Here is a 25,900-nt window from a genome sequence, read left to right as displayed (position 1 = left end):
CCCGCCGCGGCCCCCCCCCCCCCCCCCCCCCCCCCCCACCCCCACCCCCCCCCCCCCCGCCCCCCCCCCCCGCCCCCCCGCGCCCCCCCCCCCCCCCCCCCCCCCCCCCCCCCCCCCCCCCCACGAAACAGGTTTTCTAACAAAATCAGCTTATGCTTTACTTAACTAATATCATGGAAAGATCAGAATGATTAATTTCAGGCAGTTAGCCAAACTACTACTCGCAACAGTATTCACAGTGTTCTTTTGTTCAGCAGGAGTATCGAGTGCTGACATAGCTTCCCCAAACCCTACTGTCACAGAAGAACACTCAGCAAAAGTTTTTAAGCCTGCAGAAACAATTTCTACCATCTCTCCAACTGAAAACAAGTCAACCAAGATAGAAACTACGACTGAAACCGAACTAAAGATACTCAAAGAGAAAAATACTTTAATTTCTGAATTTCAGAGCTCATTGATATCTATAGTCCTGTGGTCGCTTGCCGCTGTTGTAAGCGTTGTTGTTCTTTTAGTGGGCGCCAGTATTTTCACAAATTTTAAAATGCATCAAAAAGATATCCAGAGAATCCAGCTCGACTATGACGCAAAGATCAATATTTTTCGGTCAGAAATTGACGCTAGCCTAGCTAAGGCAGGTCAAGAAATGACAAACGCTCAGGAAGTAAGAAGTCAACAAGACTTAGACCGAATGTTAGATCAAGCATCACAACTCAGAAATCAGTTTGAAACTGTAAGAACTGCGCTTGAAGAGAAAAGCGACCATCTACTTTCAGAAACCAATAAGTGCAATACTTCGATCGGTGTTCTAGAGGCCACACTAGCGACTCTAAGTGCCGAACTACGCAAAGCGGAAACTCGAATTTGGGAAATAAAGAAAATCCCAGAAAATGTATTACTAACAGCACTGCAAGGGATAGATTCTTCAATTGTATCTGAATCAAAGTGGCGAATTAGAGACTTTATTGACCAAGTCAAAGAAGTACTTAAATCAGACTTCATCAAAACAGGACTCAAACTGGATAAAGAACTGCAGCGATTCACTGAAAAGCGAATGATTGCTCTTGAGTCTACATATCCGGAAGATGTTCAAGAAATAAGAAAATTAGTCGCCGAGTGCGCAGACTTAACAACTGATTAAATTTAATCATGTTTAATTTTTCATCAATCCAAATTATTGAGCGGATCAATAAGTCAAGTTGACAAATATCACACCAGAACAGTGCTCCCGTGAGCCACGCCCTTTTCGTTTCTAAATCCTAATACCAGTACAACAAAAATAGCCCGCCATCTGGCGGGCTTTTGTTTATCCGGCAATAAGCTTTATCGAAGACCCAGCACAAAGGATTTCGTGATGCATCTTTTACTCCTGCGTAGCCCATCCATCGGCTATTTCAGTTTTCATGTTGTCCCATGGGAAAGAGGTTAGGAAGGTTAGTTTTTTGCTAACCGCCCTGAACCCATTGTGCTGCGCGGCTTTGAGATAGATGCTCTAGGTTAGCTTTAAGGTTATGAAAGGTAATTTTCTAACCTTTATAACCGTTAGAAAACCATCAGATAAAATGCTTAAAAATCAATGACATGAAAATTACTAACCTCAAACATAACCATAACTTACCTTTCAAAGTTAGCTCCCGAACCCAATAAATACGAGGCTTATACAGCTCTTCTTCCCTCATTTTCAAAAACTAACCCTTTTCCCTAGCAAGCTCTCAAAACTGCCTCCGGACTGCCCCTCAGCAGATCGCTCAAAACAACCTACCTTCGCAGGGATTCGCAGGCTTTTCCCCTCCTTCAATATCAGGACAAGCCCAGACAGGTTTGACAGGCAGCACCCGCAGGTGTGCAGAAAAAAAGGCACATTTAGCCCGCAGGCGTGGCGGGGGGATGACTGCGCGCGCCAGGTACGACTACGTCACTCGCTGGTCGACGGCGCGATTCTGGGGGGGGGGGGAGTGCATGCGAGCGGAGGTGGTGGTAGTAAAGTAGGCACCGACGATTCAGTATCTATATGAACCAAATTTCCATACAGATACTGATCAGAGGGACAATGGACGGCTGAAGACTGGGAATACGGAAAGTGCCTTGGGGGTGTTGACGGCTTGCCCCCCTACACTGAAAGCCTACCCTACTAACATCGCCATAACTACTCAGACTTCACAATCACTTATTCTCAACAACCAACAAAATACGAGAGATCATGCTCACAATTATAACGAACTGGCTATCTGACTCTAAAAACTGGGGAACACTTTTGGTAACTGCCCCAATAGCCATAATCGCCTTAATAGTTGCAATAAAAAACTATAAACGCAAATCAGGCATCGCAATAAACGGAGGCATTGGAATCGCATCAAGTTCTAGATGTGAAGAAAACTATGTATCTCATATTGTTTTGGAAAACTTAAAAGATCGGGCTGTTACTATTTATGGCATATTCCTAAAGGTCGGTCACAACTTCTACATTGAAATTGAAGACCATGACGACACACCGTTCATTTTAAAACCATACGAAACCTACCACAAAAAGATGGGTGAGATACTTTTCTACTCGGTCAACATGAACAAAATAAAAATGGATAAACTACTAAGGAATGACAAGGTAAAAAAACGCATTGTGCTTTCGACGAGCGAGGGTAAATACACAGTTCCAAAAGAAGTCAAACGATGGTCGCCAGTCGGTGAATTCTTCAATAACTACCTGACTGGAGTAATCAGAACAAACAGAACATCTCATAACGGAAAAGATGTTGGTGGGAACGTACGATTTATAGTCGATATAAAAAACAAAGAAGGCCGAACAGAAAGCATTCACTTAATGCCAGATGATTACCAACTAGTAATTTTCGATAAATTCAATCTCTCTAGAGAATGCCTACTATCAAAAGAATCCCTAGAAATATTTCTAGAAGAAAAACGCGCTAGTAATTTGATAAGCGAGACATCGACTATCACAGTCTATGATTTTCAGGACTTCGTAAAAGAAGTAAGTAGACACTACTCGAACAAATCACTTGAAGCAAAAATGTGGAGCGCTTTCTATTATTATGTATTTGGTAGGCTTTACACATTACACTCAAACCTAAAAACAAAAATTACGAACAGGCGCAATCAAAAAAATTACAAAAAACGCAAGCCTTAGAACCTGTAGATTAAATATAGGGCTGTGTTCCAGCCCTCCTTCTGGCCGGATTTCCTACACAGTTTTACCATCCTCATAGGGACGAAAACTCACGACTTCCTCTCCCAACCAATCGTTGATTTGTAGCAGCCTAGCTTGTTCAGGTTCTAGTTCGTTGACCGCCCACACCTGCGACGCATCCCGGATCGATCCAAACCCCCCAGCGTTTTGCGGAACCACACCCATCAGCTGAGGAGGGATTCGCAACATCGCGAGTTGGTCATCACGACTGATGTTTTTGATCGCCCCGAAGTCATCCTTTGCCGCAACCTCGGAGATAGGGATTAATTGCAGGCCGTCCTTCTTGCCTCCTGGTGCATACATGAAGAGGTTGCGGAAATTGCCCGGGCCTTTGCTGTTCTTCATTGCTGATCTCAAATCGTTGACGAAATCCTCGTTTTGGGCCGCATCGGTCATGTACATGATGAAACCCGCATGACTTCCGTTCTGGTAGTACTTGCGGCGGAACAGCGTGGCACTCTCGTTGAGCAACGCGCTTTGCAAGGCCGGCAGCCACTCGGGCAATCCATAGATTTCCTGGTTGATGTCCGCAACGCGCAAGTGGCACACACTCCGAGGCTTGAACTCGTGTTCGTCCTGCCAGCCTTGCACCTGGTAATAGGTTTCCATGTCGACGCCTCGACGCATGTACTTCGCAAGACAGGGTTTTAGGCCCATTGCCTGGCGGAGCATGTTGTCGCGTTTCTCCAGATAGAGATTTCCCGACCATCCCCAGTCCATCACGATTTGCTCGAAAGCCTGTCGGCTCAACAGCCGGTGTGGGATGAAGGTGCGTGCCAACGCATTTCGCTTGAAGATCAATCCCGACTGCAGATAAACACTCGCTTTCGAGGACTTCGCTAATCCATCCAGCGGAACAGGTGGCTCGTACCAGCGGCCGTTTGACCAGCACTCGAGATAGTCGAGAATATCCCTGCCATCGAGTACCGGTACAGGATCTCCGAAGGTGAACGCCATCGACTGGCCGCCCCCGGTTTTGGCTGGAAGTTCACCTTTAATTAGCTGCGACGAGGTCGCCTGTTCCTGGGGGCTGCTCATTAGAAAAACTCCATTAATCCGGTGTTGGCCACGGTCTGGCCCTCCAGCGGCTCGTTATGCAATGCGTGAAAGAGTGCCCATGCCAGATCGGCGTGGCCGGTGTTGTCAGTACGTCCGGCGGTGTAGGTGAACTGACGCCCGCCTGCAGTCACGGTTTTGCGGATAGCCATCAGCGACTGGGCCAGATCCGTCCAGCCGGCATCAAACTCCAGTCGCCCTTTGCTGATCACGTCCCAAGCTTTCATCACCAGACGGGTCTTGACCTCGGGGCTGTAGGAGAACGTCCGTAATGCGGGGAAGAATTGGCGAACCAACTGCGCCACGGCGCTGCCAAGACCGGTGGTGTCGATACCGATGTAGGTGACCCAGTAGCGACGGGTGACTTGGCGAATAGTCTCTGCCTGAGCGGCGAAGTCCATGCCACGGAATTGGTGTCGCTCCAGCACGCGGAATTTTCCACCTGGTACCAGCGGTGGCGCGACCACGATCAAACCGGCTGTGTCGCCCGACTCTGCCGGGTCGTACCCCACCCAGACCTGCCGATCTGCGAATGGTTTGGCGGCAAAGGGTTGGTAGTCAGTCCAGATTGACCAACTGTCCACCATGCATGGCTGCAACATGTTCAGCGGAAAGATGCTCGCGCCGTCGTCTACGAACTGGCACATCAACAAATTCTGAAACGCAGCCGCGTCATACTCGAGCCGCAACTCGTCGATATCGAACAGGTCGCAGCCCCTTTCCTCTGCGTCTAGGATGGTGACGATCTGACGCCAAATCCGATCATCACAAAGTTTGCCCTGCTGCAATGCATCGTGGCTTACATCCAGTTTCAACTGCTGAGCGGTGGGTTTCCCCTTGTTGAAGCGCTCTCCAGTCCAGAAGGTGTAGGCCTCGTGCGCCATCGAGCTCGGCGTCGAGAAGTACGTCCGGCGATATTGCTTCTGCATCGCCATTCCGGAGGCGACCTTGTTCAGCTCGTTGAACTTGAAAGTCCAGAAGAATTCGTCAAAGTAGAAATTGCCGTGGTAGCCCTGAGCCGTCCTTGCATTGGTACCGAGGAAGTGCAGCTCAGCACCGTTTGGAAGAATGATCGGATCGCCGGTGAGATCAACCCCCACCACTTCGCGGGCGAAGGCTTGAATGTAGGCCTTGAAAATGTGGGCCTGCGCCTTGCTGGCTGACAGAAATATCTGGTTGCGACCGGTGGTCAATGCGTCGATCAAAGCCTCCCGAGCGAAGTAGTAGGTCGCGCCTATCTGGCGACTTTTCAGGATGGCTCGGGTGCGCTGATTGCCTGCGCGGTACCAGTCCTTCTGGTAGTCGAAGCAACCATCAAGAAACGCTTCGATCAACTTCTCGACCGCTTCATCTGGGATGTCGTTACGCTTCGGCTTACGCTTCTCCCCGGCGTTGCGTTTAGCCAGTTCGGGGTTGAGATCGGTTTCGGTACCGCCATCCTGGTATCGCTGGATTCGGGACTGCCTCTCTAATTGTCGGTGGAGCAGGTCAATTTCCTTGTAGTCAGCGCCAGACTTGGGATCCTTGAGGATCAGTTGCACCAGGCGTGCTTCAGTAGCTGCCTGAATGCGCTCGAGAGGCGTAGCCCGATCCCATTCATCACGAGCTTTCCAACTGTGAAGGGTCTTTTCCTTCTCGCCGATCAACTCGGCAATCTCGCACACACGGTATCCCTGCCAATACAGATGCTTGGCATGCCGGCGGTGATCAGTAGGTAGTTCGACGATAGTGCTCATGGCGCAGATGCTGCCGTTCGCGCGCGTGTAGCCCTAACACCGCGCCCTGTAACTCGCACCGATACAAGTCCCCCACGTTGCCGCGCCATCGCGCGATGCCGACCATGCCCTCAACGCAACGGCAACCGTCGCCACCGCATCGAGGACAGCCCGCATGGCCGCAAGCACCGCATCCGCAAAAAAATTCCGCTCCAACTGGTTTCGCGTAGCCGTCGAAGGCGCCACCACCGACAAACGCAAAATCGAACGTTCTTGGCTGGAACAGGCAGCAAAAAACTTCAACCAGAATACCTACGGTGCCCGCGTTTGGCTGGAACACTTCCGCAGCCTGCTCCCGGATAGCCCCTTCAAGGCTTATGGCGACATTACTGCCGTTAAAGCTGAAGAGGTTGAGATCGCCGGGCAGAAGAAGCTTGCGCTCTTTGCCCAGATCGAACCGACCGACGACCTGGTGGCTATGAACAAGGCCAAGCAGAAAATCTACACATCCATCGAAATCGACGAGAGCTTCGCTGACAGCGGTGAGGCGTACATCGTTGGTCTGGCAGTAACCGACTCTCCCGCCAGCTTGGGTACCGATGTGCTTGCGTTCTCAGCACAAAAGCCCGATGCAAGTCCGTTCAAGGATCGTCACTACTCCGCGACCTCCATGTACACCGAGGCCCTCGAGGCTGAACTCAAATTCGAAGAGCTGGCTGACAGTGAGAATAAGGTCGCCGGCCTGTTCAAGCGCGTCACCGATCTCATCGGCAAGAGCAGGGACAAAACCGTCAAGGACGACGCCCAATTTTCCGAACTGAGCGAAGCCGTCGAAACCCTTGCCTCGTACGCCAAGGATCAGGGCAGCGCCTTCACCGCCGAGCAAACCAAGCTCGCGACCCTGAAAAACGCCCACGAAAAACTGGCCGGCGAGTTTGCCGACTTGCTCAAGCGTTTGGGTGATACCGAAGACCACAGTCAGAAGCAACGACCGGCCACAACCGGCGGCGATGGTGCCGTGCTGTCTGCCTTCTAAACCACCCGACCGATCACCGGAGAATCATCAATGCGTAACGCAACTCGCCTCGTATACAACGGAATGCTGGCCCACATCGCCAAACTTAATGGCGTGCCGAACGCTGCCGAGAGCTTCAGCGTCACCCCTTCCGTCCAACAAAAGCTTGAAACTGCGGTTCAGGAGTCCAACGACTTCCTCACCCGCATCAACATCATCGGCGTCAATGACCAAGAAGGTGATGCCATTGCCTTGGGCGTAAACGGCCCGACCGCCAGCCGCACCAACACCGCTGGCGGGAACCGCCGCAACCCAGCGAACGTGACTGATCTGAAAAAGGACAGCTACAGCTGCAAAAAGACGGACTTTGATACGTCGTTCCCCTATCAGTTGCTGGATGCCTGGGCCAAGTTCCCCGACTTCCAAGTGCGCCTGGCCAACTCCATCGCTCAGCGTCAAGGCCTAGACCGGATCATGATTGGCTTTAACGGCACCAGCGCCGCAGCTGCCACCGACCGAGCGACCAATCAACTGCTCGAAGACGTCAACGTCGGCTGGCTGGAGAAAATTCGCGTCGCAGCACCGGAGCGCGTTCTCGATGAAGGCGCCACTGCGGGCAAGATCACTGTGGGCGCCACCGGTGACTACAAGACACTCGACGGCCTCGTCTTCGATGCCATCCAGATGCTGGATCCATGGCACCGCAAGCGCACGGATCTCGTCGCAATCGTCGACCGCGCCCTGCTGCATGACAAACAGTTGGCCGCTGTCGAAAAAGGCGCAGCCTCCAACCAGGAAGAGAACGCCGCCGACGAGGTCATCACCAAGGGTCGCGTGGGTGGCCTGAAAATCGAAGATGCGCCGTACTTCATCGAAGGCGGTGTGTTGATCACCACCTTGGCCAATCTGTCCATCTACTGGCAAGAAAGCGCGCGCCGCCGCCATCTGAAGGACGAGCCGGAGTACGACCGCGTTGCCGACTATCAGTCGTCCAACGATGCCTACGTCATCGAAGACCTCGGCCTTGTTGCCCTGGTCGAAAATATCGAGCGGGTGTAACCCATGGCCCTAACCCTTGCCCAACGCAGCCAGCTGCGCAAACGCGCAGCCCGGGAGGCGGCAGCTGCCGCCCCTGCCGCTCTGATGGACGGTGCCACCGGTTATGAAGTGATGCTGGCCAAGCTGCAGCAGGATCAATTCCGCCTGAAACAAGTGCAGTCCCAAGAGGGCAAGGCAAAACTCAAGACCAAAATGCTGCCTGATTACGTGCCTTACATTGATGGCGTGCTCTCGGCTGGTCAGGGCGCCCAAGACGATGTGGTCACAACCATCATGGTCTGGCGTTTCGATGCCGGCGACGTTGCTGGAGGCCTGCAGATCGCCGGGTACGTCCTGAAACACGGTTTAATGATGCCGGATCGCTTCAATCGCACCACCGGTTGCCTGGTGGCCGAAGAAGTAGCCACAGCCGCACTTAAGGCTCAAAAAGCTGGCGGAACCTTTCCGCTGGAAATACTTACCGATACCGCTGTGCTAACCGTAGAACAGGACATGCCAGACGAAGCGCGGGCAAAGCTCGTGCTCGCCTTAGGTCGCGCAACTTTGGAAGGCATCGACGACTTGAAGCCTGGGCAACCGGGTCAATTGCAAGCCGGTATCGACCTGCTCAAACGAGCCATCGAATTGCACAGCAGCTGCGGTGGCAAGAAAGACCTGGAGCGAGCTGAGCGTCTTCTCAGAAAACACACTGGCCCGGCCAGTTAACGAGCGTCCCACGCACCCCGGCGGCTCGGGACGGATCAGCGGGTTCCTCCTTTCCTTGCTGTGAAGTCCCGACCACCGCCGACCTATTCGAGTGACAAGCATGAGCGGATTCATCGCCGGCGGCATTCCAATGACCGCCTTCCCAATCGGCAACGGCACCTTCTGGCCAGAGATTGATGGCCAGCATTTGCGCGCCGCCATGCGCATCACTGATGTCGTCACCGATGACCGCCTAGAAGTCGCGACCGTCAACGCCATGATCGAGGCAAACCGGGAGCTTGCAGGCTACCGGGCTGCTCAGCAGAGCCAAGGCATTTCCACTTTGTCCGACGTGCCTGCCGAAAGAATCAAAGACGAAAGCCAGCTGATGCACCTCTACCGCCGCGTTATTTATTGCAGCGCGCTGGCCGAGCTGGTGGAGCGCTACAGCAGTTTTGATGCAACCAATAGCGGCGAGAAGAAGGTCACCGAAGAAGAAAGCAGTGCGGACCAACTGCGTCGAGATTCGCGCAAGGCGTTACGCAGCCTTCTTGGTATCAGCCACACCACCGTGGAGCTGTTGTGATGCCCACTGTGATCGCCAACCAGGGCGACACTGTTGATGCCATCTGCTGGCGCCAATACGGCCGCACCGCAGGCGTCACCGAAGCCGTGCTGGACGCCAACCCCGGACTAGCTGATCTCGGAACAATCCTGCCGCATGGCACCCGGGTGCAGTTGCCGGAAGTAGCCCCCCAAGCTGAACAAAGACGGATGGTGAACCTATGGGACTGATTCAACGTTTCACCTCCCAAGGGACTCTCCAGCTTCCTACCCTCAACCCTGGACAGCGGAATGAAGCGCATGCCTGACAAACCGGACACTTGGGCCTGGCTCGCCACCTGGCTCGAACAAAACTGGCCCGCCCTCTACGCTGGTGCGTTGGCATTCGCCATCGCAGCGCTGCGGATCATGTATGGAGGTGGAACCCTACGACGCGTTGCGCTAGAGGCCCCTTTGTGTGGAGCCCTCGCGTTGGCGGGCAGCCATGGTCTGTCTTTGCTCGGAATCCCTACCTCAACCAGCCCGTTCTTCGGCGGCGTCATTGGGTTGCTTGGCGTAGAAGGCACCCGAGCACTGGCCAATCAATTCTTCAAGCGCAAGGTGGACCAACTATGACGACCCTTCGCCATGGCGATCGCAGCCAAGATGTTCGGACACTGCAGCAGCGCCTCAATCTGGCAGGCGCCTCCCTGTTCGTAGACGGCTTATTTGGTGATGCCACCGAGAGCGCGGTACGCGCATATCAATCGAAAAGGGGACTGGTTGCGGACGGTATCGCCGGCTCCAAAACCCTCGCCGCGCTGACCGGCACTGACTGCTCCGCGCTTCTACGCAATGCAACGCTGACGACAGGAGCTGCGCGCCTAGGTGTAGAACTGGCGACCATCCTCGCGATAAATGAAGTGGAAAGCCTGGGCGTAGGGTTTCTCGAAAACGGAAAGCCAAAGATCCTCTACGAGCGGCACATCATGTACCGCCAGCTCGCCCGCCCGCGCAGCCCGGAAGACGACATTATTGCGCTGCGGGTTCACGCTGATGACTTGGCAGCCAGCCAACCTAATTTGGTCAATGCACGCGCAGGTGGATATGCCGGCGGTACCGCCGAACACCAACGCTTGGCACACGCCCGGCTCATCGATGACACCTGCGCGTTGGAATCCGTTAGTTGGGGCGCCTTCCAGATCATGGGCTTTCACGCCTTACGTCTGGGCTACTCCAGCGTGCAGGACTTTGCCGCCTGCATGGCCAAAGATGAAAACGAGCAGTTCGAAGCATTCGTGCGCTTTCTCGAGGCCGATCCCGCGCTTTTGAAAGCGCTCAAGGCGAAGAAATGGGCTGTGTTCGCCAAGGGTTATAACGGCCCCGATTACCAACGCAACCTGTACGACATCAAGCTGGAGCGCGCCTATGAACGACACGCCGCCGGCTGCCCTATACCGGAGGCTGCATGATCGATTTCGACGCATTGCAACAACTGAACGTACAGGACGGCGATCTGTTGGTGGTGCCACCGGATAGCGATCAGCACGACATGGAACTGCTGATCAATGCGCTTTACGTCCAAATGCCAGGTCGTAAAGTCATCATCATTCGCGGCCCGGTACAGCAACTAGACGTCGGCGACATGAACAAACTCGGCTGGTACCGCGCATGAGCACGTTGCGCCAGGCGATGTATGGCTTGGCCTTGTTTGGCGCCTTGGCGTTATTGATTTGGGGCCAGGAGCAGCGCATTGCGATCGCCGACAAAAACACCGAGCTGGCAGAGAAAGACCTCAGGACTGCCCGCGACGAAGCTGGTCGCAATCTGGCCACTGCGAACAGTCTGCGTGACACGCTGCAGCTGGAGCGCAATGCGCAGACAGGCCTACGTACCCAGCAGAATCAACTGCGCCAAGGTCTGGCCAGCCGTGAACGAACAATCGAGGCTTTGAAGCGTGAAAACACCGAACTACGTGATTGGGCTGTCCAGCCTCTGCCTGATGCTGCTCGCAGGCTGCGCGAGCGCCCCGCCCTCACCGGCGCCGACGCTTATCGTCAGTGGCTGTCCGGCCGTAGTGCCATGCCGCCTACCGGCGACGGAACCAGACAGTAACGGCGCATTGCTCACCGACCAGGATAGTGCCGAGGCCGCGTGGGCTGACTGTGCCGCCCAAGTCGATATGGTTTACCAATACCAGGTACAACATGAACAAGCCCGATAGTCTCCGAGTTCATCTGCTGGCTGCCATTCCAGAGCTCAAGCAGAACCCCGATCGTCTGTTGATCTTCATCGATAACGGCAAGATCCGTTGCACAGCGGCTACCGGCCTGTCCTTCGAATATGCCTACGACCTGCAGATCATCCTCACCGACTTCGCTGGCCATCCCGACAGCGTGATGCTTCCGCTGCTGGGCTGGCTGCGTGTGAACCAATCTGAACTGCTTGTCAACCTGGACAAATCCGCCAACGGCATCAAGTTTGAAGCCGATGTCATCGATCACAGTAAGGTAGATATGAGCCTGACCTTGCCCCTGACCGAGCGTGTCATCGTGAAGAAACAGGACGACGGTACGTTCACCGCGAAACATGCTGCCGAACCACAGTACACGCCGTATGAACTGATTGACGGCCCAATTCAGGTATTTGCCGATGGCCTGTTGATTGCCGAATGGCAGTCAACACAACCTACCGATGCAGTGGCGTTGGCCAGCCCGCATCCACAGCGCTCCGTCAATGAGTGACCTGCAAGTCCTGGAAGACTGGGCCGGTGCACTGCTGCAACGGCTAGAGCCGCAAGCTCGCACCCAGTTGGCCAGAAACATCGCCCAGCAACTACGCCGCAGCCAGCAGCAGCGGGTCACCGCACAACGCAATCCGGACGACAGCCACTACGCAGCTCGCAAATCCCGTGATCTGCGCGGCAAACAAGGCCGCGTCCAACGCAAAGTAAAGATGTTTCGTAAGCTGCGCACCGGGAGTTACCTGAAAGCCCGAGGCGACAGCAACCACGTCAGCGTTGGATTCACCGGACGGGTTGCCCGCATCGCTCGCGTTCACCAATATGGACTCAAGGATCGAGCTGAGCCCGGCGCGCCAGATGTGCGCTACGATCAGCGCCAAGTGCTAGGCTTTACAGCCGCAGACGTCGACGTGATCCGAACGACGTTGCTGGCGCACCTCACTAAATAATCGAGCCAATTTGCTTGATGGAAGCGCCAATGTTGCCTTCACATTTCATGCGGCAAAAGAACATCCAAAACCAGAACAAAACATAATATTAAAGATATGGAAGTGGCACATGGCAAGTACGATGCGAGTTGATGTTTGCTACAGACCTTTACGGATAGGCTGGGCAGTACGCGATGGGGATATAGCATCGATAAGGCAAGCCATGAAATATTCTCACGCCCTATGGGGCGGTAGATTCAACCCCATAATTGTTATAGATAACGAAGAAGAAGCGAGAGCACTAGTCGAGCGCTTTCGAATTGACTTAATATTTCCGGTTGGCAACGACCCCAAAATTAAGGAATTTGTAGAAAAACACCCCCACTTAGTCTCTCCATTCCTAGGAGACTCTATATTCCTCAAAGACAGCCAGTACAACCACCATTATTCACAAGTCTTAGACATAGTTAATGCAATGGTGCATTGGCAATCAACACCTGAGTGGAGACACATTAAAGATAGAGGAATACGTCAATATCATTGGAAAAAAGAAGATCCTCTATCCGACGTATTTCTCGCACAGCTTGGAGCATACCCTTCTCCTGAAGAGACCGGCACGGATTATTGGGATATGTTCCACCAAGGCGCAGAGCCAACAAACGTTGAAATAATACCTGGAGATCGAATATCCGCAGACCTCCCTCATTATGATAATTTGACGATATTTGGTGATTTGGGGCTAGATCGCCACATTTCTCTACATTCTAATTTGGACATTCCCGGTTTTTTTATCGGTAGTGCGAACGATAGTGCCGATTTAGTGTGTCATTGGAATCTGCGCGCTTGCGATATTGACGTATGGTTTATTGATCCATCACACCTAGACCGTTATGTAGACCTAATACCCGAGCTAGAAAAAAATTTCAGCGCGATGGTTGAACATCGTAAACATAGATTTGAGCGCTCGCTGGGGGTTTGGTCACGAACGGCAGGCAATGCGGGATCGGAAATATTTAAAGGGGATATATTCAACTTCCATATATCTGATGAATTTTGGCGAGAGAGCACAGTTCTACCTCCACTGATGCATTTTGGAGAGTCCTCAACGCTCGGAGTTGTGGATGAGAAAAAGAGCAATCCAAGAGTAAACTTTGCACTTTCAAACAAGCCTTTTGACAGTACCTTTTATCATCAACGCCTCGTCGCATCTATTGCCTTTGGAGGGGTTAATGACTCAGAACAATTTACATTTTCGGTGCCATTCATACCCGAACTTAATGAATTCTACGCCCGCAACATGCACTTTGCTTACAACAAATTACGAATCGAACCAGATAGAATTGGGCTAATAATAAACACTACCGAACACGATAGTTTTTTAAGCTCACTACCGACCGATAAATTGTTTAATCAATTATTTTTTATGGCTGGGTTTGAAAGCAAATTAAGCAACAGTGGAAGAATAGTCCGCCAGCTTCTTACTCAACTCGGCGGACTTCAAGGAGCTCGTGTATTCAAAATCCCGGGCGCGCGGGAACTGATAAAAAAATTCGGCCCTCGTAACTCATTCGCTCGTCGTACGGCATACGATACCATCACAGACAAGAAGCAAGGGTTACCTGCAACATTTTCGGCACATGTCGACTTATATTTAACTCCGCGCGATCACGATTCGAAACTTACTCCCCCCGATGTATTCAGTCACATGGTGGAAAAAGGACTGTTTCGAATCGGCGCAGATTTAGAGTGTGAAAAGTGCGGAATGTCGAGCTGGACTACTCTTGACAATCTTAAGCAGCATTCTGCGTGCGAGCTTTGCGGGTACACTTTCAATGCCACTCAGCAACTTATGAAAAATGAATGGGCATTTCGTCGATCAGGATTACTTGGGGCGGAGAGAAATATTCAAGGTGCTATTCCGGTTGCATTAACACTTCAACAACTCGACACAACTTTCACCCATGGTTTTTCCCGCAGCTCATATATAACCTCGCTTGACCTCATACCGCTTCCTGAATCGGGCCAGACAAAGTGCGAAGTAGATTTCGTTTGGTTACTTAACGGAAGAGAACTAAAAAAATCTGATCTAATAATTGCAGAATGTAAAGATCAGGGCCCTATCAGCCAAGAAGATTTCCAACGCGATGTGGAAAATATGCGTCGAGTTGCGGATGCACTGCCAAGACATCGATTTAACGTATACATATTATTCGTAAAGCTGGCGCCTTTCACTAATGAAGAAATCGCTATGGCTCGTTCTTTGAACAGGCAATATGAAAGTCGAGTTATTTTGCTTACAGCACGCGAGCTAGAGCCCTACCATATTTACGAACATCTTGGAGAAGAACATGGCATCAGAAGTTATGCGGGCTGGCCAAAACAGATGGCCGAAATAACCCAACGGGTCTATTTCGCAGAGCCTCGTTAGCTTGTCGTGAGTCCTATTTAGCTACTTGGCAAGCTTCTCAGTTTTAAGGATAAAGGTGTAAACCGCTTCCCTACAAGGAACCGGAGCTGCACAACTCATTTTGAATAGACACCATCGGCGATATGACCAATATCGCCGCCCTCTCCCGCCTGCTGGAAAATCTCATCCGCTTCGGCACAGTTGCCGAAGTTCAGATGCAGCCACCGCGTGTGCGCGTAAAAACCGGCGATTTGCTAACCACTTGGCTGCCATGGATTGCCCTTCGTGCGGGCCTGGACAAAGACTGGGATCCACCCACCGAAAACGAACAGGTCATTCTATTCAGCCCATCTGGACAACTCGCCAATGGGGTGGCTCTTACCGGCGTTTTCAGTACTGAAAATGAGGCCAATGGAGACCGGGTCGGTTTACATCGTCGTACTTACCGCGACGGCGCCGTTATCGAATATGACTGCGTTGCCCATCATCTACGCGCAGTGCTCCCTGAAGCCGGCACCACGCAGCTGATCAGTCAGGGGGGTATTCATTTCGTCGGGCCAATCACTCATGAAGGCGACTACACCCAAACCGGCAATCAAAACGTCACCGGGAAAGTCACTGTCTCGGTGGATGTAATCGCTGCGGGTATCAGCCTGGTCAACCACCCGCATGGCGGCGTCAAAGCAGGCCCTGATCAGTCAGGAAAACCCGTATGAACCGAGAGACTGGAAGCACCATCGGCAACTTGGAACACATTCGCCAGTCGATCACGGACATCCTGAACACCCGCATCGGGACTCGGGTTATGCGCCGCGACTACGGCAGTTTGCTGCCCGAATTGGTCGACCAGCCGTTCAACGACGCCACACGGCTTCGCGTGTACGCCGCCACCGCGATGGCCTTGCTGCGCTGGGAGCCGCGCATCAACCTCAGTCGCGTGCAGTTCAGCGGAATCACTCTGCAGGGTGAGGTTGTCTTGGAGCTGGAAGGCGCAGAAGTCGATAGTAATCAACAGCACAACCTGAGTATCCCGCTACAGCTGGGGGCCAGTGTATGAACACCTTTGTCCCGATCGATCTCAGCCAGCTCCCACCTCCACAGATCGTTGAGCAAATCGACTTTGAATTGATTTTGGCTGAGCGCAAAGCCTATGCCATCAGCCTATGGCCGGCGGACGAGCAAGCGATAATCGCTGCACGACTCGAGCTGGAGTCGGAGCCGCTCACCAAGCTGCTCGAGGAGAACGCCTACCGCGAGACCATTTGGCGACAACGGGTCAACGAAGGCGCCGTAGCGAACATGCTTGCTCTGGCCCAAGGCGCCGACCTCGAAAACCTGGCGGCAAATTACAATGTCGAACGCTTGGTTGTGCAGGTCGGTAACCCGAGCGCCGTGCCGGTGATTCCCGAAGTATTGGAGAGCTACGACAGTTTGCGCGAGCGCGCCCAAATGGCTTGGGAAGGCCTCAGTACTGCAGGCCCCCGCAACAGCTATATCTTCCACGCTCGTGCTGCCGATGGCCGCGTGGCCGACGCCACAGCTGAAAGCCCAAGCCCTGCCGTGGTGATTGTTACGGTGCAATCGTTGCTGGGAGATGGCAGCGTTGACGCGAGTCTGCTCAGCATCGTCAACGCCTACCTCAGCGACGAAGACCGCCGACCGGTAGCGGATCGCTTGACGGTGCAGAGCGCCGTTGTCATCCCTTATCAGGTCACTGCCAGGCTGTACCTTAAAACCAGCGGCCCAGAGTCCGAGCCGATCCTTTCCGCTGCCAACCAACGCCTGCTGGCCTACGTACATCAACGTCGCCGGCTGGGTATGGAGGTGTCCGAATCCGCCATCCACGCAGCACTGCATGTCGAAGGTGTGCGCAAGGTTGAGCTGGATCACTGGATCGACATCGCAGCCACGCCGTACCAGGCGCCCTATTGCACCAACATCACTCTGACACAGGGATTGGAATGATGGGGGCAGCGTCGCTATTACCGCGTAATGCCAGCCAGTTGGAATATCTGGCGGCACAAGCACTAGCGCAAATTCAGCGCACACCGATTCCCCTTCGAGAGCTTTGGAACCCCAACAAATGCCCGGTGGAATTTCTTCCCTATATGGCTTGGGCTTTCTCCGTTGATCGTTGGGACAGTGAATGGACGGAAGCGACCAAACGCTCCGCGATCAAAGCATCGTTCTACATCCACAAGCACAAGGGCACGATCGGCGCGATACGCCGGGTGGTCGAGCCGCTGGGTTACATCCGTGTGGAGCGAATCAACAAGAACCACGCTCAATTGCTCGCTCTGCTCGACTGCCTGCGCCTGGTGTTGCCCCTCAGCGAAGCACAAATCAGCCACACCCGGACTCAGATCATCCGCATGGCCATAGAGCGCCAATCCTCGATCAGCTCGGATCATCCGGTAGTGACTGAATTCTGGGAGGTTTATGAGTACCTCGAAGGCCTGGATGCTGACGGCCCGGTGGTCAACCACAGTAAGAAAGAACACACCATCGCCATCAACCTAAACGACTTCGTCAAATGCGCAGCCGAGCACCGCCAGAAGGTTGCCGATATCAGCGAACTGAGAGAGCGCCTTAAAGATTCCCGCTCTCGGAAGTTGGTCGACACGAACAAGGCAACCGACAGCGCGGTACGTGCACACCAGTCCAAGCACTCCAGCGCGACCATCACCAAACAACCCATCGTGAAGTGCTGGATTTTTCAGGCCTGACAGCCGATCGCCGACAGGACGGATGAATGCAAATTCAAATACTCGCGGGAAGTGACAAAGCGATACCCCTGCAGGATCGCGTCACCGAAGTAATGCGCCAGATTGGCAACGATCACAGGAAAACCGTACAGGCAGACGCCTATGGTGCTGATGGTCTCGTCGACATCCTAGAAGTGCGCGCAATGAACGGTCAGCGAGAGATTTTGGTATTGAGCTGCTCCCGCAAGCAGATCCAGGCAGTGCTGGATTGGCAATCGAGCACTGAGGACAGCAACGAATTTGAAGGCTTGGAGCTGCACCTGGTGCGAACGCCAGACAGCGACATGTAACGCCGGCTGCAACCGGCAACTACTGAGAGGAGAGAGCCATGCAACGCACCAACGATACAGAGCAACGAGGCAGTAGGGAGTTGTTGATCGGCCTGTTCAGCACGATTGCAACCGTAGCACTGATTGCTGTCACAGCCCTTCAGGTACCCGACCTACTGATCTGGCTGACCAGGTAACGATGTAATTGGAAGTGGTACCGAGGGGCTGCAACCCCTCGGCACCGACCACCACTGAAAGGAGAGAACCATGCAAGCTCAAACCAACAATGATGGCAATGTCGAGGCTATCACGAACACGTTTTCAGTTGGCAGAAGTACTACACGCCCCTGCCCAGTCGCCAACCTGGGACGCAATGAACAGACTGAAGCTATTCATGAGGGAACAAAGCCATGAAAACGCTCTTCGTGCTTCTCGCGCAATACGACGGCCAAGTCATCATTCCATTGGCGCGAGTCTGCAGTGACTATTTCACGCACCTCACCACCGATATGTTTCAACGTAAGGTGCTTGCTGGGCAAATAAAAATCCCAATTACTCGATTGGAACCAAGCCAAAAGAGTGCAAAAGGAATACACATCACGGATCTCGCTGAATATCTCGATGCTCAACGCGCAGCAGCTATTAAGGAGAGCAATCAGCTGAACAGCGCACCGCGAGGAAGGTGAACTACTTCAATGTCCTAGCGCCCAATTTCACGGGCGCCTGCAGAACCTTTGCCAACCACTTCCAATTTGCATAGATGTCGCCGCGACCGCGCAGATGGGTGTAACGGCGCATCGAATTCCAGTCCCTGTGTCCCGAAACGCTGGCGACTCGCGGAATATCCCAGTCCATCTCAAACAATCGACTGACACCGTCATGGCGCAAGTCATGGAAGTGTAGATCTTCAATGCCCAAGATCTTGCACGCCCTGGTCCAGGAAGTGGACACTGACTCAGCGCTGTAGGGAAAAATCTCGGATAGCGACTTCGGCATTGTTTGAATAATTGCCCAGGCTTCTGGCGGCAAATGACACCAAACATCGTTGCCGATTTTCTGGCCGGGATTCTTCATGTCACGCACCAACACACGTTGACCTTCCTCATCCAGATCCGCCCACTGAATGCGCGTAATCTCTTCTTGTCGACGAGTTGAGAACAATGCAAACGCTGTCATCTTGAGCATATTGATCGACGTTGGTCGTCGGGCTTGAATCCCGCGAAAGTGCGTCAGGAGTTTGTCAAACTCCTCTAGGGTAGGACGGCGGTCGCGCTCTCGACTTTTCATGTTGTAGCCAAGCTTCTTCAGCACCTTTCGGGCGTTCACCATTGCGTGAGGATCAACCTCATACCCCCATGCAGGCCGGGCAATCGAAAGCACCGCACCGAGATGGGCGAGATCATTACCGGCCGTCTGAGGTTGGACGCTTCCGCCCTCTTTGCCCATCCGCCACAAGGCATACTCCACCAACTGCTGACTGTTGATGTCCTGGTCGTTGAGTTTGCCCAGGTACGACTCGCTGATAGCCTTGAGCGTTGCCAGTTTGGTTTTACCCAATGGACGGACTTTTTCCATTTCGACCAGGTAACGGTCGATCATTTCCTTGACCGTGGCGCTATGGCGGTTGGCCCGCTCAATGGCGCCTGGCTGATCCAATTCAGTTTCACGTTTTCGAACCCAAACCTGCGCGGCCTGTTTTCGGGCGAAGGTCTGGCTCTCTTGGTAAACTTGCGCTCCATCGCGAAACAGGCGTATCTGTGCCGTGTAACTGATGCTGCCGTCGGTGCGTTTACGTGCTCTGATCGTGGCCATGGTCAACTGGTACAATTGTGAAAGGGGTTGGTACATTGTACCAATGACCTCTTGAAAACGCCCATTTACCCCCGAAAACCCGCATAAACGCGTAGAGTAAAATGGTACAGAAATCAGCTACATCCCCAGCAAACTCAAGCTCTACGCTGTCCCGGCGGTTTTCCGTTGCGCCCATGATGGATTGGACCGATAGGCATTGCAGATACTTCCTACGCCTCCTATCGAAGAACGCCCTGCTCTACACCGAAATGGTCACCACCGGCGCTCTCCTCAACGGCGATCACGAACGCTTCCTCCGTCACAACGAAGCCGAGCATCCTTTGGCGTTGCAACTCGGCGGTAGCGTCCCTCTCGACCTGGCCGCCTGCGCACGCATGGCGCAGGAGCACGGCTACGACGAGGTAAACCTCAACGTCGGCTGCCCAAGCGATCGCGTACAGAACAACATGATCGGCGCCTGCCTGATGGGTCACCCACAGTTAGTGGCGGATTGCGTCAAGGCCATGCGTGACGCGGTGTCAATTCCGGTCACGGTGAAGCACCGCATCGGCATCAATGGTCGCGACAGTTACGCGGAGCTGTGCGATTTCGTCGGCACCGTCCGCGATGCCGGGTGCACGAGTTTTACCGTGCATGCGCGGATTGCGATTCTGGAGGGGTTGTCGCCGAAGGAGAATCGCGACATTCCGCCGTTGCGTTATGACGTGGCGGCGCAGTTGAAGGCGGATTTTCCGGAGTTGGAAATTGTGCTGAACGGCGGGATCAAGACGATGGAGGCTTGCCATGAGCATTTGCAGACGTTCGACGGCGTGATGTTGGGGCGCGAGGCATATCACAATCCGTATGTGCTGGCGGAGGTGGATCAGCAGTTGTTCGGCAGTTCGGCGCCGGTGATCAGTCGGGCTGAGGCGTTGGCGCAATTGCGTCCTTATATAGCCGAGCATTTGGCGGCCGGCGGCGCGATGCATCACATCACGCGGCATGTGCTGGGCCTGGGCACGGGGTTCCCGGGGGCGCGTAAATTCCGTCAGTTGTTGTCGGTGGATATTCACAAGGCCAAGGATCCGCTGGCGTTGCTGGATCAAGCCGCCGAGTTGCTTGAAGGGCGTTGATGTCCTCCCCCAGTTTCAATCAGGCGGTTTGATCCGCCTGGCTTGACCTTCACCCCGCCGCTGCCGCTGTCCAGTTGACCCAACCAAACGCCCACGTCGCCAGAATCAGTAAACCAAACGCGATCCGATACCACGCGAACGCGGCATAGCTGTGGTTGGCAATAAACTTGAGCAAACCGCGCACGGCGATCATCGCGAAGATGAACGCGGTGATGAAGCCGAGCGCGAACACCGGCAGGTCGTTGGGCTGAAACAAGTCGCGGTATTTGTAGCCGGAATACACGGCGGCGCCGACCATGGTTGGCATGGCGAGGAAGAACGAGAACTCGGTAGCGGCTTTGCGTGACAGGCCGAAGAGCAAGCCGCCGATGATGGTCGAGCCGGAGCGCGAAGTGCCCGGAATCATCGCCAGGCACTGTACGAAACCGACCTTGAGCGCGTCAGACCAGCGCATGTCGTCGACGTGCTCGACGCTGATCACATGACTGCGTTGTTCGGCCCACAGCATCACCACGCCACCCACCACCAGCGCCACGGCGACGGTGATCGGGTTAAACAGGTAATGATGGATGGTGTCGGCGAACAGCACGCCGAGTACAACGGCGGGTAGAAAGGCGATCAGTAAGTTGACGGTGAAGCGTTGTGCATTGCGCTCAGTGGGCAGGCCTTTGATGATTTCGAAGATCTTCGGGCGGAACTCCCAGACCACGGCGAGGATGGCACCCAGTTGAATAATAATGTTGAACGCCATGGCGCGTTCGCCACCAAAGTCGAGCAGGTCGGCGACGATGATCTGGTGGCCGGTACTTGAGATGGGCAAGAACTCGGTGAGGCCTTCAACCGCACCTAATATCAACACCTGGAAAAAAGTCCAGAAATCCATTAATCCTCCGTCAGAGCGCTCGTGTGAGCGACCGGGTAATAACACTCAGGGCTTGAGTATCTGCAATTAAACAATTGACCAAAATGAAAGATCAAAAGATCGCAGCCTTCGGCAGCTCCTACATTTGAAATGCATTCCCCTGTAGGAGCTGCCGAAGGCTGCGATCTTTTGATCCCGAAAGAATAGGTCTAATGAAATGCCACACTCAAGCCATGTTAGTAATCGTCGGACGACGAACTACGCAGAAAATATTTAGGGGCTGAGTGGCAAAAAGTTAGTCCAGCCAATAAAGTGTGATGAATCTCACATTCACGCAGATGGCCAAACAATGGCAATTGGACATTAATAAAGCGATGGCCAGCGATTCAAAATAGTGGCACCATTGCATATCGCCACCATCTAAGCGCTAGTTCACCTATCTGACAAAATCAACTAAAAGCTTGAAAAGCTTAATTATTGTTAGAAAACTCGGGAGCCACGTCTAAAAAGCGCGTGAATGTTACCAATTGTCAGTCACAGATGAGAACCGGTGCTTTAACATCCCGATGTCAGCACTTAATTCGAGTCAATGCATGATGCTCTCTGGGAACTTAGCGACTAGAAGTCCGCGCCCGCAAAACGACGACCCCGGTGTTCTCACTTTGGGTCGTACCCGTGGCGTGGCCGAACATTTTAGAACGCTGGTGGCCAGGCATGTGCGTAGCGATATGGCACTAGAGGTCGATGCGTACACGCGTTCATTTCAGCAGAATGATTATTCTGGCTATCGCGCCATTTTCCTGGTCATCGACAGCCCTCAGGCCCTCGAAGACAATCTTGCGCTGGTGCAAAGCGTTCGCAGCGACAACTTGAAACCGATCATTTGCGCAGTGATCACTGGGCGCGGCGCCTTCAACAAGATCAAGTATTTTCTGGCCGGCGCTGACTTTTGTATCAAACTCAATACCCTTTCTGAGGACAGCGTCGAGTTGCTTGCCGAGTTCTTCAACAGTGAAGAGTGGCAACGCGATATCAATCTGACACTCGACCCGACGCGCATTTGCCTGATGGGCTCCCGCCAGAAACTTGATATCTCGTTTGCCGAAATGAAGATCCTCGAAGCCTTTGCGCAAACTCATAACCACATTCTGAGCCATGATGAAATTGCCAACATCATGGGCCTCAACCCCAATTTCTACGACCCTCGAGCGCTGGAGAAATCGATCAGCCGCTTGCGTGGAAAAATCAAGGACATGTATGGTACCAACGCGATTCAGAGCATCCGCGGCCATGGCTATCGCCTGCTGCGGGGTCTGATATCGACTGCCTGATTCAATGGCAGCCATCCCTTTTGCATACGTACGAAGGATCGTCCCATGCAACGCTATCGTTTTATCTGTACTGCACGCCTATTAGAAATCCAGCGACTGAATGAGCGCGACAACACTAACCATAACAATAACTCCATAACATAGCAGCAGATCGAGTGGAACTTATCGAGGGCCATCATTGGGCCCAGACCCTGCCTATCGATTACTTCCGAGGAAGTCATTGCTCGCCTGCCGATTGACCCTTTTTAGCCAATTTTGGTGTGTATTCAGGAGAGAGACATGGAAACTAGTACAACCCTCCCAAGAAAATATTTTGTTGTCGTGACTAATAGCACAACGTCGCAACGTGAACTGGAAAGCATTTTGTCCAGTGAACGCTTCAATTCATTTGGCACGTCTCAGGCACAAATGTTTATTGAAGGCTCCGCTTCGCCCTCTTCCGCCCCGACCGTGATGGAGTTCACATACCCAAGCGTTAGTCGAAAGAACGTCGCACGCACGATTGAATATGACACCCAGAAAATCATCGCCACCCTCGAATCCGAATGGCGAGCCGCGCAAATCGCTAATCCCTTTCAGAGCAATCCATCGGTAACCGGCGAGATAATTCCCGCCAATGCTGACGATACGCCTGGCAACGAAACCTGGCATCTGGACAACGATCAAGGCGCACTGGTCAAAGACGATGTCGAGATCAGTCTCACCGGACTTGAAACAGCACTGGTCAAAAAAATGCTCAGCCATGAAGAACGGGTTGTCAGTCGAGACGAGTTGATTCTGAGCATTGGCCGAGAGCCGGAGCAATATCGCGGACTGGAGATGTGCCTGAGCCGCCTGCAAGACAAGTTCAAAATGGCCAGTAAGGGTGAACGCCTGTTCCGCGCGGTCAGAAACCGTGGTTATTGCCTCATCCAGGAAGTCGTCGCCTAAACACAGCCGACCGCCCAAACCAGATAAACAGATAAAGTGCGATTACAAAAACAACAAGAGCACTCTGTTTGGTTTCAACTCCCTCCTTTAATTAACACTCCCTGCCTCCACCCCTCCAACAGTAACAAATACGACATCCTTTATTCACCCCCTGCTATTCGACCTTTTCTAACAATCAGCTTTTAAATATTTAAAAGTTGGCACTGTGCCATCTTGTTAGAACTCGTCAGACACCCTTATCGCCAATAACTTAGTCTATTGACTGACGACAGTTCGACCTATCGGCGTTGTTACCTCAGGACACTCGCTACAACAAAAACAATAAGCCTGTTTAACAACTCGGATTTCAACTGTTGAAACCTGAATGGACGTCTTTTGGGGATATCGTATGGATCTTTCTCTTAGTATCAATCGAAGCACGGGCCTCAAGGGACTGACCTTTTGGGGCCAATGGGCGCTGGCGCAGGGTTTTGTGGTAACGCTGTTGTTCGTACTGGCTGAACAGCACACAGGAAGCGTCGCGTTCTATTACCGGATGTGCGCAACCCTGGCGGTTTTGGCTTCGGTGCCGGCTTATACGTTTAGCGGTGTTTATCGCAAACGCGACAATTACCTGACCGGGTTGGGTCGGTTGTTCATGGGTTGGTCGATGACCATGGCAGCGCTGGCCTGCATTGCGTTTGTCTGCCAGGCCGATGAGTTGTTTTCGCGCCAGGTGATTCTGAGTTGGGCGGTCTACGGCTTCCTCGGTCAGGCGTTTTTGTACGCACCGTTGCATGCGTTTTCGAAGTACTACCAGCGCTCGCGTAAAAGTGAGCACAAGACGCTGATCGTTGGCACTGGCGAACTGGCGCTGGGCTTGGCGAAGAAGCTCAGCCTCTCGGAAAACCTGCCGCTGGTGGGACTGGTGAGCAACGGCACCCTGCCCGCTCTGGCCTCGGATGCACCGCGCGTCGTTGGCGCTCAGGAGCAGTTGCTGGAGCTGATCGAAGCACACGATATCCGCCGTTTGTACATCACGCTGCCGCTGTGCGAAGCAGCGCAGATCGAGGCGATGTATGTCGATTTGCTCGGCGCCAACGTTGATGTGGTGTGGGTGCCGGATCTGAACGCGCTGACGCTGCTCAATCACTCGGTGAAAGTCGTGGATGGTTTGCCAGCGATCTACTTGAACGAGAGCCCGCTGACCAGTCGCCCGACCGCTGCGTTGAGCAAAAGTCTGGTTGAGAAAACCGTGGCGTTGCTGGCGATCATCGCGTTGAGCCCGATCCTGCTGATCATCGCTCTGGCGGTAAAGCTCAACTCGCCGGGGCCGGTGTTTTTCAAACAGGATCGTCATGGCTGGAACGGCAAGGTGATCAAGGTCTGGAAATTCCGCTCGATGAGCGTGCACGACGACCGCGAAGTGAAACAGGCCAGCCGTAACGATTCGCGCATTACTGCGGTTGGACGCTTTATTCGCCGCACTTCGCTGGATGAATTGCCGCAGCTGTTCAACGTGCTGCAAGGGCATATGGCACTGGTCGGGCCGCGTCCACATGCGGTGGCGCACAACCACTTCTACTCGGGGAAAATCCTCGCGTACATGGCACGCCACCGGATTAAACCGGGGATCACTGGGCTCGCACAAATCAGCGGCTGCCGGGGCGAAACGGACACGATCGACAAAATGCAGAAGCGTGTCGAGATTGACCTGCAGTACATCAACAGCTGGTCGTTGTGGCTGGATCTGAAGATCCTGGTGAAGACACCGTTTACGTTGTTGTCGAAGGATATTTACTGAGGCCGGTTGCGCAAATGCACGGGGACGAAAGTCCCCTTTTTTGTGTCTGGGATTTGGGTTGGGATAGGGATTTTCGGTTCGGCCAATATCCCATGTGAGAGCGGGCTTGCTCGCGAAAGCGGTGGGTCAGGCAACATCGATATTGAATGTGCCGACGCCTTCGCGAGCAAGCTCGGCTCCTACAGGG

The 25,900-nt window shown here is 53.4% G+C and carries 29 protein-coding genes and 1 pseudogene; 26 read left to right on the top strand and 4 right to left on the bottom strand.

Annotated elements, in window-relative coordinates:
* The first annotated feature begins 187 nt into the window (after positions 1-187).
* Both ACIOMO_RS07705 and ACIOMO_RS07700 read left to right on the top strand, forming a co-directional pair.
* The gene (locus ACIOMO_RS07705) at positions 188-1,138 is read left to right on the top strand and encodes a hypothetical protein (RefSeq protein ID WP_401239659.1); all 951 of its coding nucleotides are present in this window, start codon (positions 188-190) and stop codon (positions 1,136-1,138) included.
* A gap of 1,059 nt (positions 1,139-2,197) precedes the next feature.
* On the top strand, positions 2,198-3,139 hold the full coding sequence (locus ACIOMO_RS07700) for a hypothetical protein (RefSeq protein ID WP_401239656.1): 942 nt from the start codon (positions 2,198-2,200) through the stop codon (positions 3,137-3,139).
* A 54-nt stretch (positions 3,140-3,193) separates the two neighbouring features.
* Here ACIOMO_RS07700 and ACIOMO_RS07695 read toward each other — a convergent pair whose 3' ends face one another.
* Both ACIOMO_RS07695 and ACIOMO_RS07690 read right to left on the bottom strand, forming a co-directional pair.
* On the bottom strand, positions 3,194-4,237 hold the full coding sequence (locus tag ACIOMO_RS07695) for a phage portal protein (RefSeq protein ID WP_401239654.1): 1,044 nt from the start codon (positions 4,235-4,237) through the stop codon (positions 3,194-3,196).
* Positions 4,237-5,991, bottom strand: coding sequence for a terminase ATPase subunit family protein (locus ACIOMO_RS07690; RefSeq protein ID WP_401239651.1), 1,755 nt, complete (start codon positions 5,989-5,991; stop codon positions 4,237-4,239). Before ACIOMO_RS07690 ends, ACIOMO_RS07695 begins: the two co-directional genes overlap by 1 nt.
* Positions 5,992-6,145: 154 nt before the next feature.
* Here ACIOMO_RS07690 and ACIOMO_RS07685 point away from each other — a divergent pair, with 154 nt between their 5' ends.
* From ACIOMO_RS07685 to ACIOMO_RS07590, 20 genes and pseudogenes are all read left to right on the top strand, one after another.
* Entirely contained in the window at positions 6,146-7,006 is an 861-nt protein-coding gene (locus ACIOMO_RS07685; RefSeq protein WP_401239648.1) for a GPO family capsid scaffolding protein, read from the top strand.
* A gap of 30 nt (positions 7,007-7,036) precedes the next feature.
* Complete coding sequence (locus tag ACIOMO_RS07680) at positions 7,037-8,044, top strand: phage major capsid protein, P2 family (protein WP_401239645.1); 1,008 nt, start codon at positions 7,037-7,039, stop codon at positions 8,042-8,044.
* A 3-nt stretch (positions 8,045-8,047) separates the two neighbouring features.
* Positions 8,048-8,749 carry a phage terminase small subunit gene (gene gpM, locus ACIOMO_RS07675; protein WP_401239643.1) on the top strand — a complete coding sequence of 234 codons (702 nt, stop codon included), beginning with the start codon at positions 8,048-8,050 and terminating at the stop codon, positions 8,747-8,749.
* 100 nt (positions 8,750-8,849) lie between these two features.
* Positions 8,850-9,314: a head completion/stabilization protein gene (locus tag ACIOMO_RS07670; RefSeq protein ID WP_401239640.1), complete on the top strand. Its 465-nt coding sequence runs from the start codon at positions 8,850-8,852 to the stop codon at positions 9,312-9,314.
* Positions 9,314-9,523, top strand: coding sequence for a tail protein X (locus ACIOMO_RS07665; protein WP_401239638.1), 210 nt, complete (start codon positions 9,314-9,316; stop codon positions 9,521-9,523). The genes ACIOMO_RS07670 and ACIOMO_RS07665 overlap by 1 nt, the downstream gene beginning before the upstream one ends.
* 60 nt (positions 9,524-9,583) lie before the next feature.
* Positions 9,584-9,907 carry a phage holin, lambda family gene (locus ACIOMO_RS07660; protein WP_401239635.1) on the top strand — a complete coding sequence of 108 codons (324 nt, stop codon included), beginning with the start codon at positions 9,584-9,586 and terminating at the stop codon, positions 9,905-9,907.
* Positions 9,904-10,743: an N-acetylmuramidase domain-containing protein gene (locus tag ACIOMO_RS07655; RefSeq protein WP_401239632.1), complete on the top strand. Its 840-nt coding sequence runs from the start codon at positions 9,904-9,906 to the stop codon at positions 10,741-10,743. Before ACIOMO_RS07660 ends, ACIOMO_RS07655 begins: the two co-directional genes overlap by 4 nt.
* Positions 10,740-10,946, top strand: a complete 207-nt coding sequence (locus ACIOMO_RS07650) for a hypothetical protein (protein WP_401239629.1) — start codon at positions 10,740-10,742, stop codon at positions 10,944-10,946. The genes ACIOMO_RS07655 and ACIOMO_RS07650 overlap by 4 nt, the downstream gene beginning before the upstream one ends.
* Positions 10,943-11,308 (top strand): annotated as a pseudogene (locus ACIOMO_RS07645) (LysB family phage lysis regulatory protein); the annotation flags it as partial. The gene ACIOMO_RS07650 and the pseudogene ACIOMO_RS07645, both read left to right, overlap by 4 nt.
* Positions 11,229-11,495, top strand: a complete 267-nt coding sequence (gene lysC, locus ACIOMO_RS07640) for an Rz1-like lysis system protein LysC (protein WP_401239626.1) — start codon at positions 11,229-11,231, stop codon at positions 11,493-11,495. The pseudogene ACIOMO_RS07645 and the gene lysC, both read left to right, overlap by 80 nt.
* Positions 11,479-12,015, top strand: coding sequence for a phage tail protein (locus tag ACIOMO_RS07635; protein ID WP_401239623.1), 537 nt, complete (start codon positions 11,479-11,481; stop codon positions 12,013-12,015). Before lysC ends, ACIOMO_RS07635 begins: the two co-directional genes overlap by 17 nt.
* On the top strand, positions 12,008-12,463 hold the full coding sequence (locus tag ACIOMO_RS07630) for a phage virion morphogenesis protein (RefSeq protein WP_401239621.1): 456 nt from the start codon (positions 12,008-12,010) through the stop codon (positions 12,461-12,463). Before ACIOMO_RS07635 ends, ACIOMO_RS07630 begins: the two co-directional genes overlap by 8 nt.
* A gap of 202 nt (positions 12,464-12,665) precedes the next feature.
* Positions 12,666-14,870 (top strand): hypothetical protein, encoded by a 2,205-nt coding sequence (locus tag ACIOMO_RS07625; protein ID WP_401239619.1) that lies wholly within the window; start codon positions 12,666-12,668, stop codon positions 14,868-14,870.
* A 122-nt stretch (positions 14,871-14,992) separates the two neighbouring features.
* On the top strand, positions 14,993-15,565 hold the full coding sequence (locus ACIOMO_RS07620) for a phage baseplate assembly protein V (RefSeq protein ID WP_401239616.1): 573 nt from the start codon (positions 14,993-14,995) through the stop codon (positions 15,563-15,565).
* Entirely contained in the window at positions 15,562-15,906 is a 345-nt protein-coding gene (locus ACIOMO_RS07615; RefSeq protein ID WP_401239614.1) for a GPW/gp25 family protein, read from the top strand. The genes ACIOMO_RS07620 and ACIOMO_RS07615 overlap by 4 nt, the downstream gene beginning before the upstream one ends.
* A complete protein-coding gene (locus ACIOMO_RS07610) occupies positions 15,903-16,814 on the top strand; it encodes a baseplate assembly protein (protein WP_401239611.1) in 912 nt (303 codons plus the stop codon). The genes ACIOMO_RS07615 and ACIOMO_RS07610 overlap by 4 nt, the downstream gene beginning before the upstream one ends.
* Positions 16,811-17,575 carry a phage tail protein I gene (locus tag ACIOMO_RS07605; RefSeq protein WP_401239608.1) on the top strand — a complete coding sequence of 255 codons (765 nt, stop codon included), beginning with the start codon at positions 16,811-16,813 and terminating at the stop codon, positions 17,573-17,575. Before ACIOMO_RS07610 ends, ACIOMO_RS07605 begins: the two co-directional genes overlap by 4 nt.
* Before the next feature lie 26 nt (positions 17,576-17,601).
* Positions 17,602-17,904 (top strand): hypothetical protein, encoded by a 303-nt coding sequence (locus tag ACIOMO_RS07600; RefSeq protein ID WP_401239606.1) that lies wholly within the window; start codon positions 17,602-17,604, stop codon positions 17,902-17,904.
* Positions 17,905-17,942: 38 nt separating this feature from the next.
* Complete coding sequence (locus ACIOMO_RS07595; protein WP_401239603.1) at positions 17,943-18,080, top strand: hypothetical protein; 138 nt, start codon at positions 17,943-17,945, stop codon at positions 18,078-18,080.
* Between the two features lie 213 nt (positions 18,081-18,293).
* Entirely contained in the window at positions 18,294-18,569 is a 276-nt protein-coding gene (locus tag ACIOMO_RS07590; protein ID WP_401239600.1) for a pyocin activator PrtN family protein, read from the top strand.
* 1 nt (position 18,570) lies between these two features.
* Here the strand turns inward: ACIOMO_RS07590 and ACIOMO_RS07585 are convergent, their stop codons facing one another.
* The gene (locus tag ACIOMO_RS07585) at positions 18,571-19,695 is read right to left on the bottom strand and encodes a site-specific integrase (protein ID WP_401239597.1); all 1,125 of its coding nucleotides are present in this window, start codon (positions 19,693-19,695) and stop codon (positions 18,571-18,573) included.
* 101 nt (positions 19,696-19,796) lie between these two features.
* Here ACIOMO_RS07585 and dusA point away from each other — a divergent pair, with 101 nt between their 5' ends.
* Entirely contained in the window at positions 19,797-20,807 is a 1,011-nt protein-coding gene (gene dusA / locus ACIOMO_RS07580) for a tRNA dihydrouridine(20/20a) synthase DusA (RefSeq protein WP_401239595.1), read from the top strand.
* 49 nt (positions 20,808-20,856) lie between these two features.
* Here the strand turns inward: dusA and ACIOMO_RS07575 are convergent, their stop codons facing one another.
* Complete coding sequence (locus ACIOMO_RS07575) at positions 20,857-21,690, bottom strand: undecaprenyl-diphosphate phosphatase (RefSeq protein ID WP_401239592.1); 834 nt, start codon at positions 21,688-21,690, stop codon at positions 20,857-20,859.
* 572 nt (positions 21,691-22,262) lie between these two features.
* Here ACIOMO_RS07575 and ACIOMO_RS07570 point away from each other — a divergent pair.
* The 3 genes from ACIOMO_RS07570 to ACIOMO_RS07560 all read left to right on the top strand — a co-directional run bounded on the left by ACIOMO_RS07570 (position 22,263) and on the right by ACIOMO_RS07560 (position 25,713).
* On the top strand, positions 22,263-23,000 hold the full coding sequence (locus ACIOMO_RS07570; protein ID WP_053122001.1) for a winged helix-turn-helix domain-containing protein: 738 nt from the start codon (positions 22,263-22,265) through the stop codon (positions 22,998-23,000).
* A 279-nt stretch (positions 23,001-23,279) separates the two neighbouring features.
* Positions 23,280-23,930, top strand: coding sequence for a helix-turn-helix domain-containing protein (locus tag ACIOMO_RS07565; RefSeq protein WP_053122003.1), 651 nt, complete (start codon positions 23,280-23,282; stop codon positions 23,928-23,930).
* Positions 23,931-24,318: 388 nt separating this feature from the next.
* Complete coding sequence (locus ACIOMO_RS07560) at positions 24,319-25,713, top strand: undecaprenyl-phosphate glucose phosphotransferase (RefSeq protein WP_053122004.1); 1,395 nt, start codon at positions 24,319-24,321, stop codon at positions 25,711-25,713.
* Positions 25,714-25,900: the final 187 nt, after the last annotated feature.

It is taken from the genome of Pseudomonas sp. NPDC087804 (genome assembly GCF_044742965.1).
GTDB classification, from domain to species: domain Bacteria; phylum Pseudomonadota; class Gammaproteobacteria; order Pseudomonadales; family Pseudomonadaceae; genus Aquipseudomonas; species Aquipseudomonas rustica.
This window is presented reverse-complemented; position numbering and strand designations above follow the sequence as displayed.

Bases quoted from the DNA above. Each gene is read 5' to 3' on its own strand.
- ACIOMO_RS07705 (WP_401239659.1), top strand. From the start codon at position 188: ATGATTAATTTCAGGCAGTTAGCCAAACTACTACTCGCAACAGTATTC.
- ACIOMO_RS07700 (WP_401239656.1), top strand. From the start codon at position 2,198: ATGCTCACAATTATAACGAACTGGCTATCTGACTCTAAAAACTGGGGA.
- ACIOMO_RS07695 (WP_401239654.1), bottom strand. From the start codon at position 4,237: ATGAGCAGCCCCCAGGAACAGGCGACCTCGTCGCAGCTAATTAAAGGT.
- ACIOMO_RS07690 (WP_401239651.1), bottom strand. From the start codon at position 5,991: ATGAGCACTATCGTCGAACTACCTACTGATCACCGCCGGCATGCCAAG.
- ACIOMO_RS07685 (WP_401239648.1), top strand. From the start codon at position 6,146: ATGGCCGCAAGCACCGCATCCGCAAAAAAATTCCGCTCCAACTGGTTT.
- ACIOMO_RS07680 (WP_401239645.1), top strand. From the start codon at position 7,037: ATGCGTAACGCAACTCGCCTCGTATACAACGGAATGCTGGCCCACATC.
- gpM (WP_401239643.1), top strand. From the start codon at position 8,048: ATGGCCCTAACCCTTGCCCAACGCAGCCAGCTGCGCAAACGCGCAGCC.
- ACIOMO_RS07670 (WP_401239640.1), top strand. From the start codon at position 8,850: ATGAGCGGATTCATCGCCGGCGGCATTCCAATGACCGCCTTCCCAATC.
- ACIOMO_RS07665 (WP_401239638.1), top strand. From the start codon at position 9,314: ATGCCCACTGTGATCGCCAACCAGGGCGACACTGTTGATGCCATCTGC.
- ACIOMO_RS07660 (WP_401239635.1), top strand. From the start codon at position 9,584: ATGAAGCGCATGCCTGACAAACCGGACACTTGGGCCTGGCTCGCCACC.
- ACIOMO_RS07655 (WP_401239632.1), top strand. From the start codon at position 9,904: ATGACGACCCTTCGCCATGGCGATCGCAGCCAAGATGTTCGGACACTG.
- ACIOMO_RS07650 (WP_401239629.1), top strand. From the start codon at position 10,740: ATGATCGATTTCGACGCATTGCAACAACTGAACGTACAGGACGGCGAT.
- ACIOMO_RS07635 (WP_401239623.1), top strand. From the start codon at position 11,479: ATGAACAAGCCCGATAGTCTCCGAGTTCATCTGCTGGCTGCCATTCCA.
- ACIOMO_RS07630 (WP_401239621.1), top strand. From the start codon at position 12,008: ATGAGTGACCTGCAAGTCCTGGAAGACTGGGCCGGTGCACTGCTGCAA.
- ACIOMO_RS07625 (WP_401239619.1), top strand. From the start codon at position 12,666: ATGAAATATTCTCACGCCCTATGGGGCGGTAGATTCAACCCCATAATT.
- ACIOMO_RS07620 (WP_401239616.1), top strand. From the start codon at position 14,993: ATGACCAATATCGCCGCCCTCTCCCGCCTGCTGGAAAATCTCATCCGC.
- ACIOMO_RS07615 (WP_401239614.1), top strand. From the start codon at position 15,562: ATGAACCGAGAGACTGGAAGCACCATCGGCAACTTGGAACACATTCGC.
- ACIOMO_RS07610 (WP_401239611.1), top strand. From the start codon at position 15,903: ATGAACACCTTTGTCCCGATCGATCTCAGCCAGCTCCCACCTCCACAG.
- ACIOMO_RS07605 (WP_401239608.1), top strand. From the start codon at position 16,811: ATGATGGGGGCAGCGTCGCTATTACCGCGTAATGCCAGCCAGTTGGAA.
- ACIOMO_RS07600 (WP_401239606.1), top strand. From the start codon at position 17,602: ATGCAAATTCAAATACTCGCGGGAAGTGACAAAGCGATACCCCTGCAG.
- ACIOMO_RS07595 (WP_401239603.1), top strand. From the start codon at position 17,943: ATGCAACGCACCAACGATACAGAGCAACGAGGCAGTAGGGAGTTGTTG.
- ACIOMO_RS07590 (WP_401239600.1), top strand. From the start codon at position 18,294: ATGAAAACGCTCTTCGTGCTTCTCGCGCAATACGACGGCCAAGTCATC.
- ACIOMO_RS07585 (WP_401239597.1), bottom strand. From the start codon at position 19,695: ATGGCCACGATCAGAGCACGTAAACGCACCGACGGCAGCATCAGTTAC.
- dusA (WP_401239595.1), top strand. From the start codon at position 19,797: ATGGTACAGAAATCAGCTACATCCCCAGCAAACTCAAGCTCTACGCTG.
- ACIOMO_RS07575 (WP_401239592.1), bottom strand. From the start codon at position 21,690: ATGGATTTCTGGACTTTTTTCCAGGTGTTGATATTAGGTGCGGTTGAA.
- ACIOMO_RS07570 (WP_053122001.1), top strand. From the start codon at position 22,263: ATGATGCTCTCTGGGAACTTAGCGACTAGAAGTCCGCGCCCGCAAAAC.
- ACIOMO_RS07565 (WP_053122003.1), top strand. From the start codon at position 23,280: ATGGAAACTAGTACAACCCTCCCAAGAAAATATTTTGTTGTCGTGACT.
- ACIOMO_RS07560 (WP_053122004.1), top strand. From the start codon at position 24,319: ATGGATCTTTCTCTTAGTATCAATCGAAGCACGGGCCTCAAGGGACTG.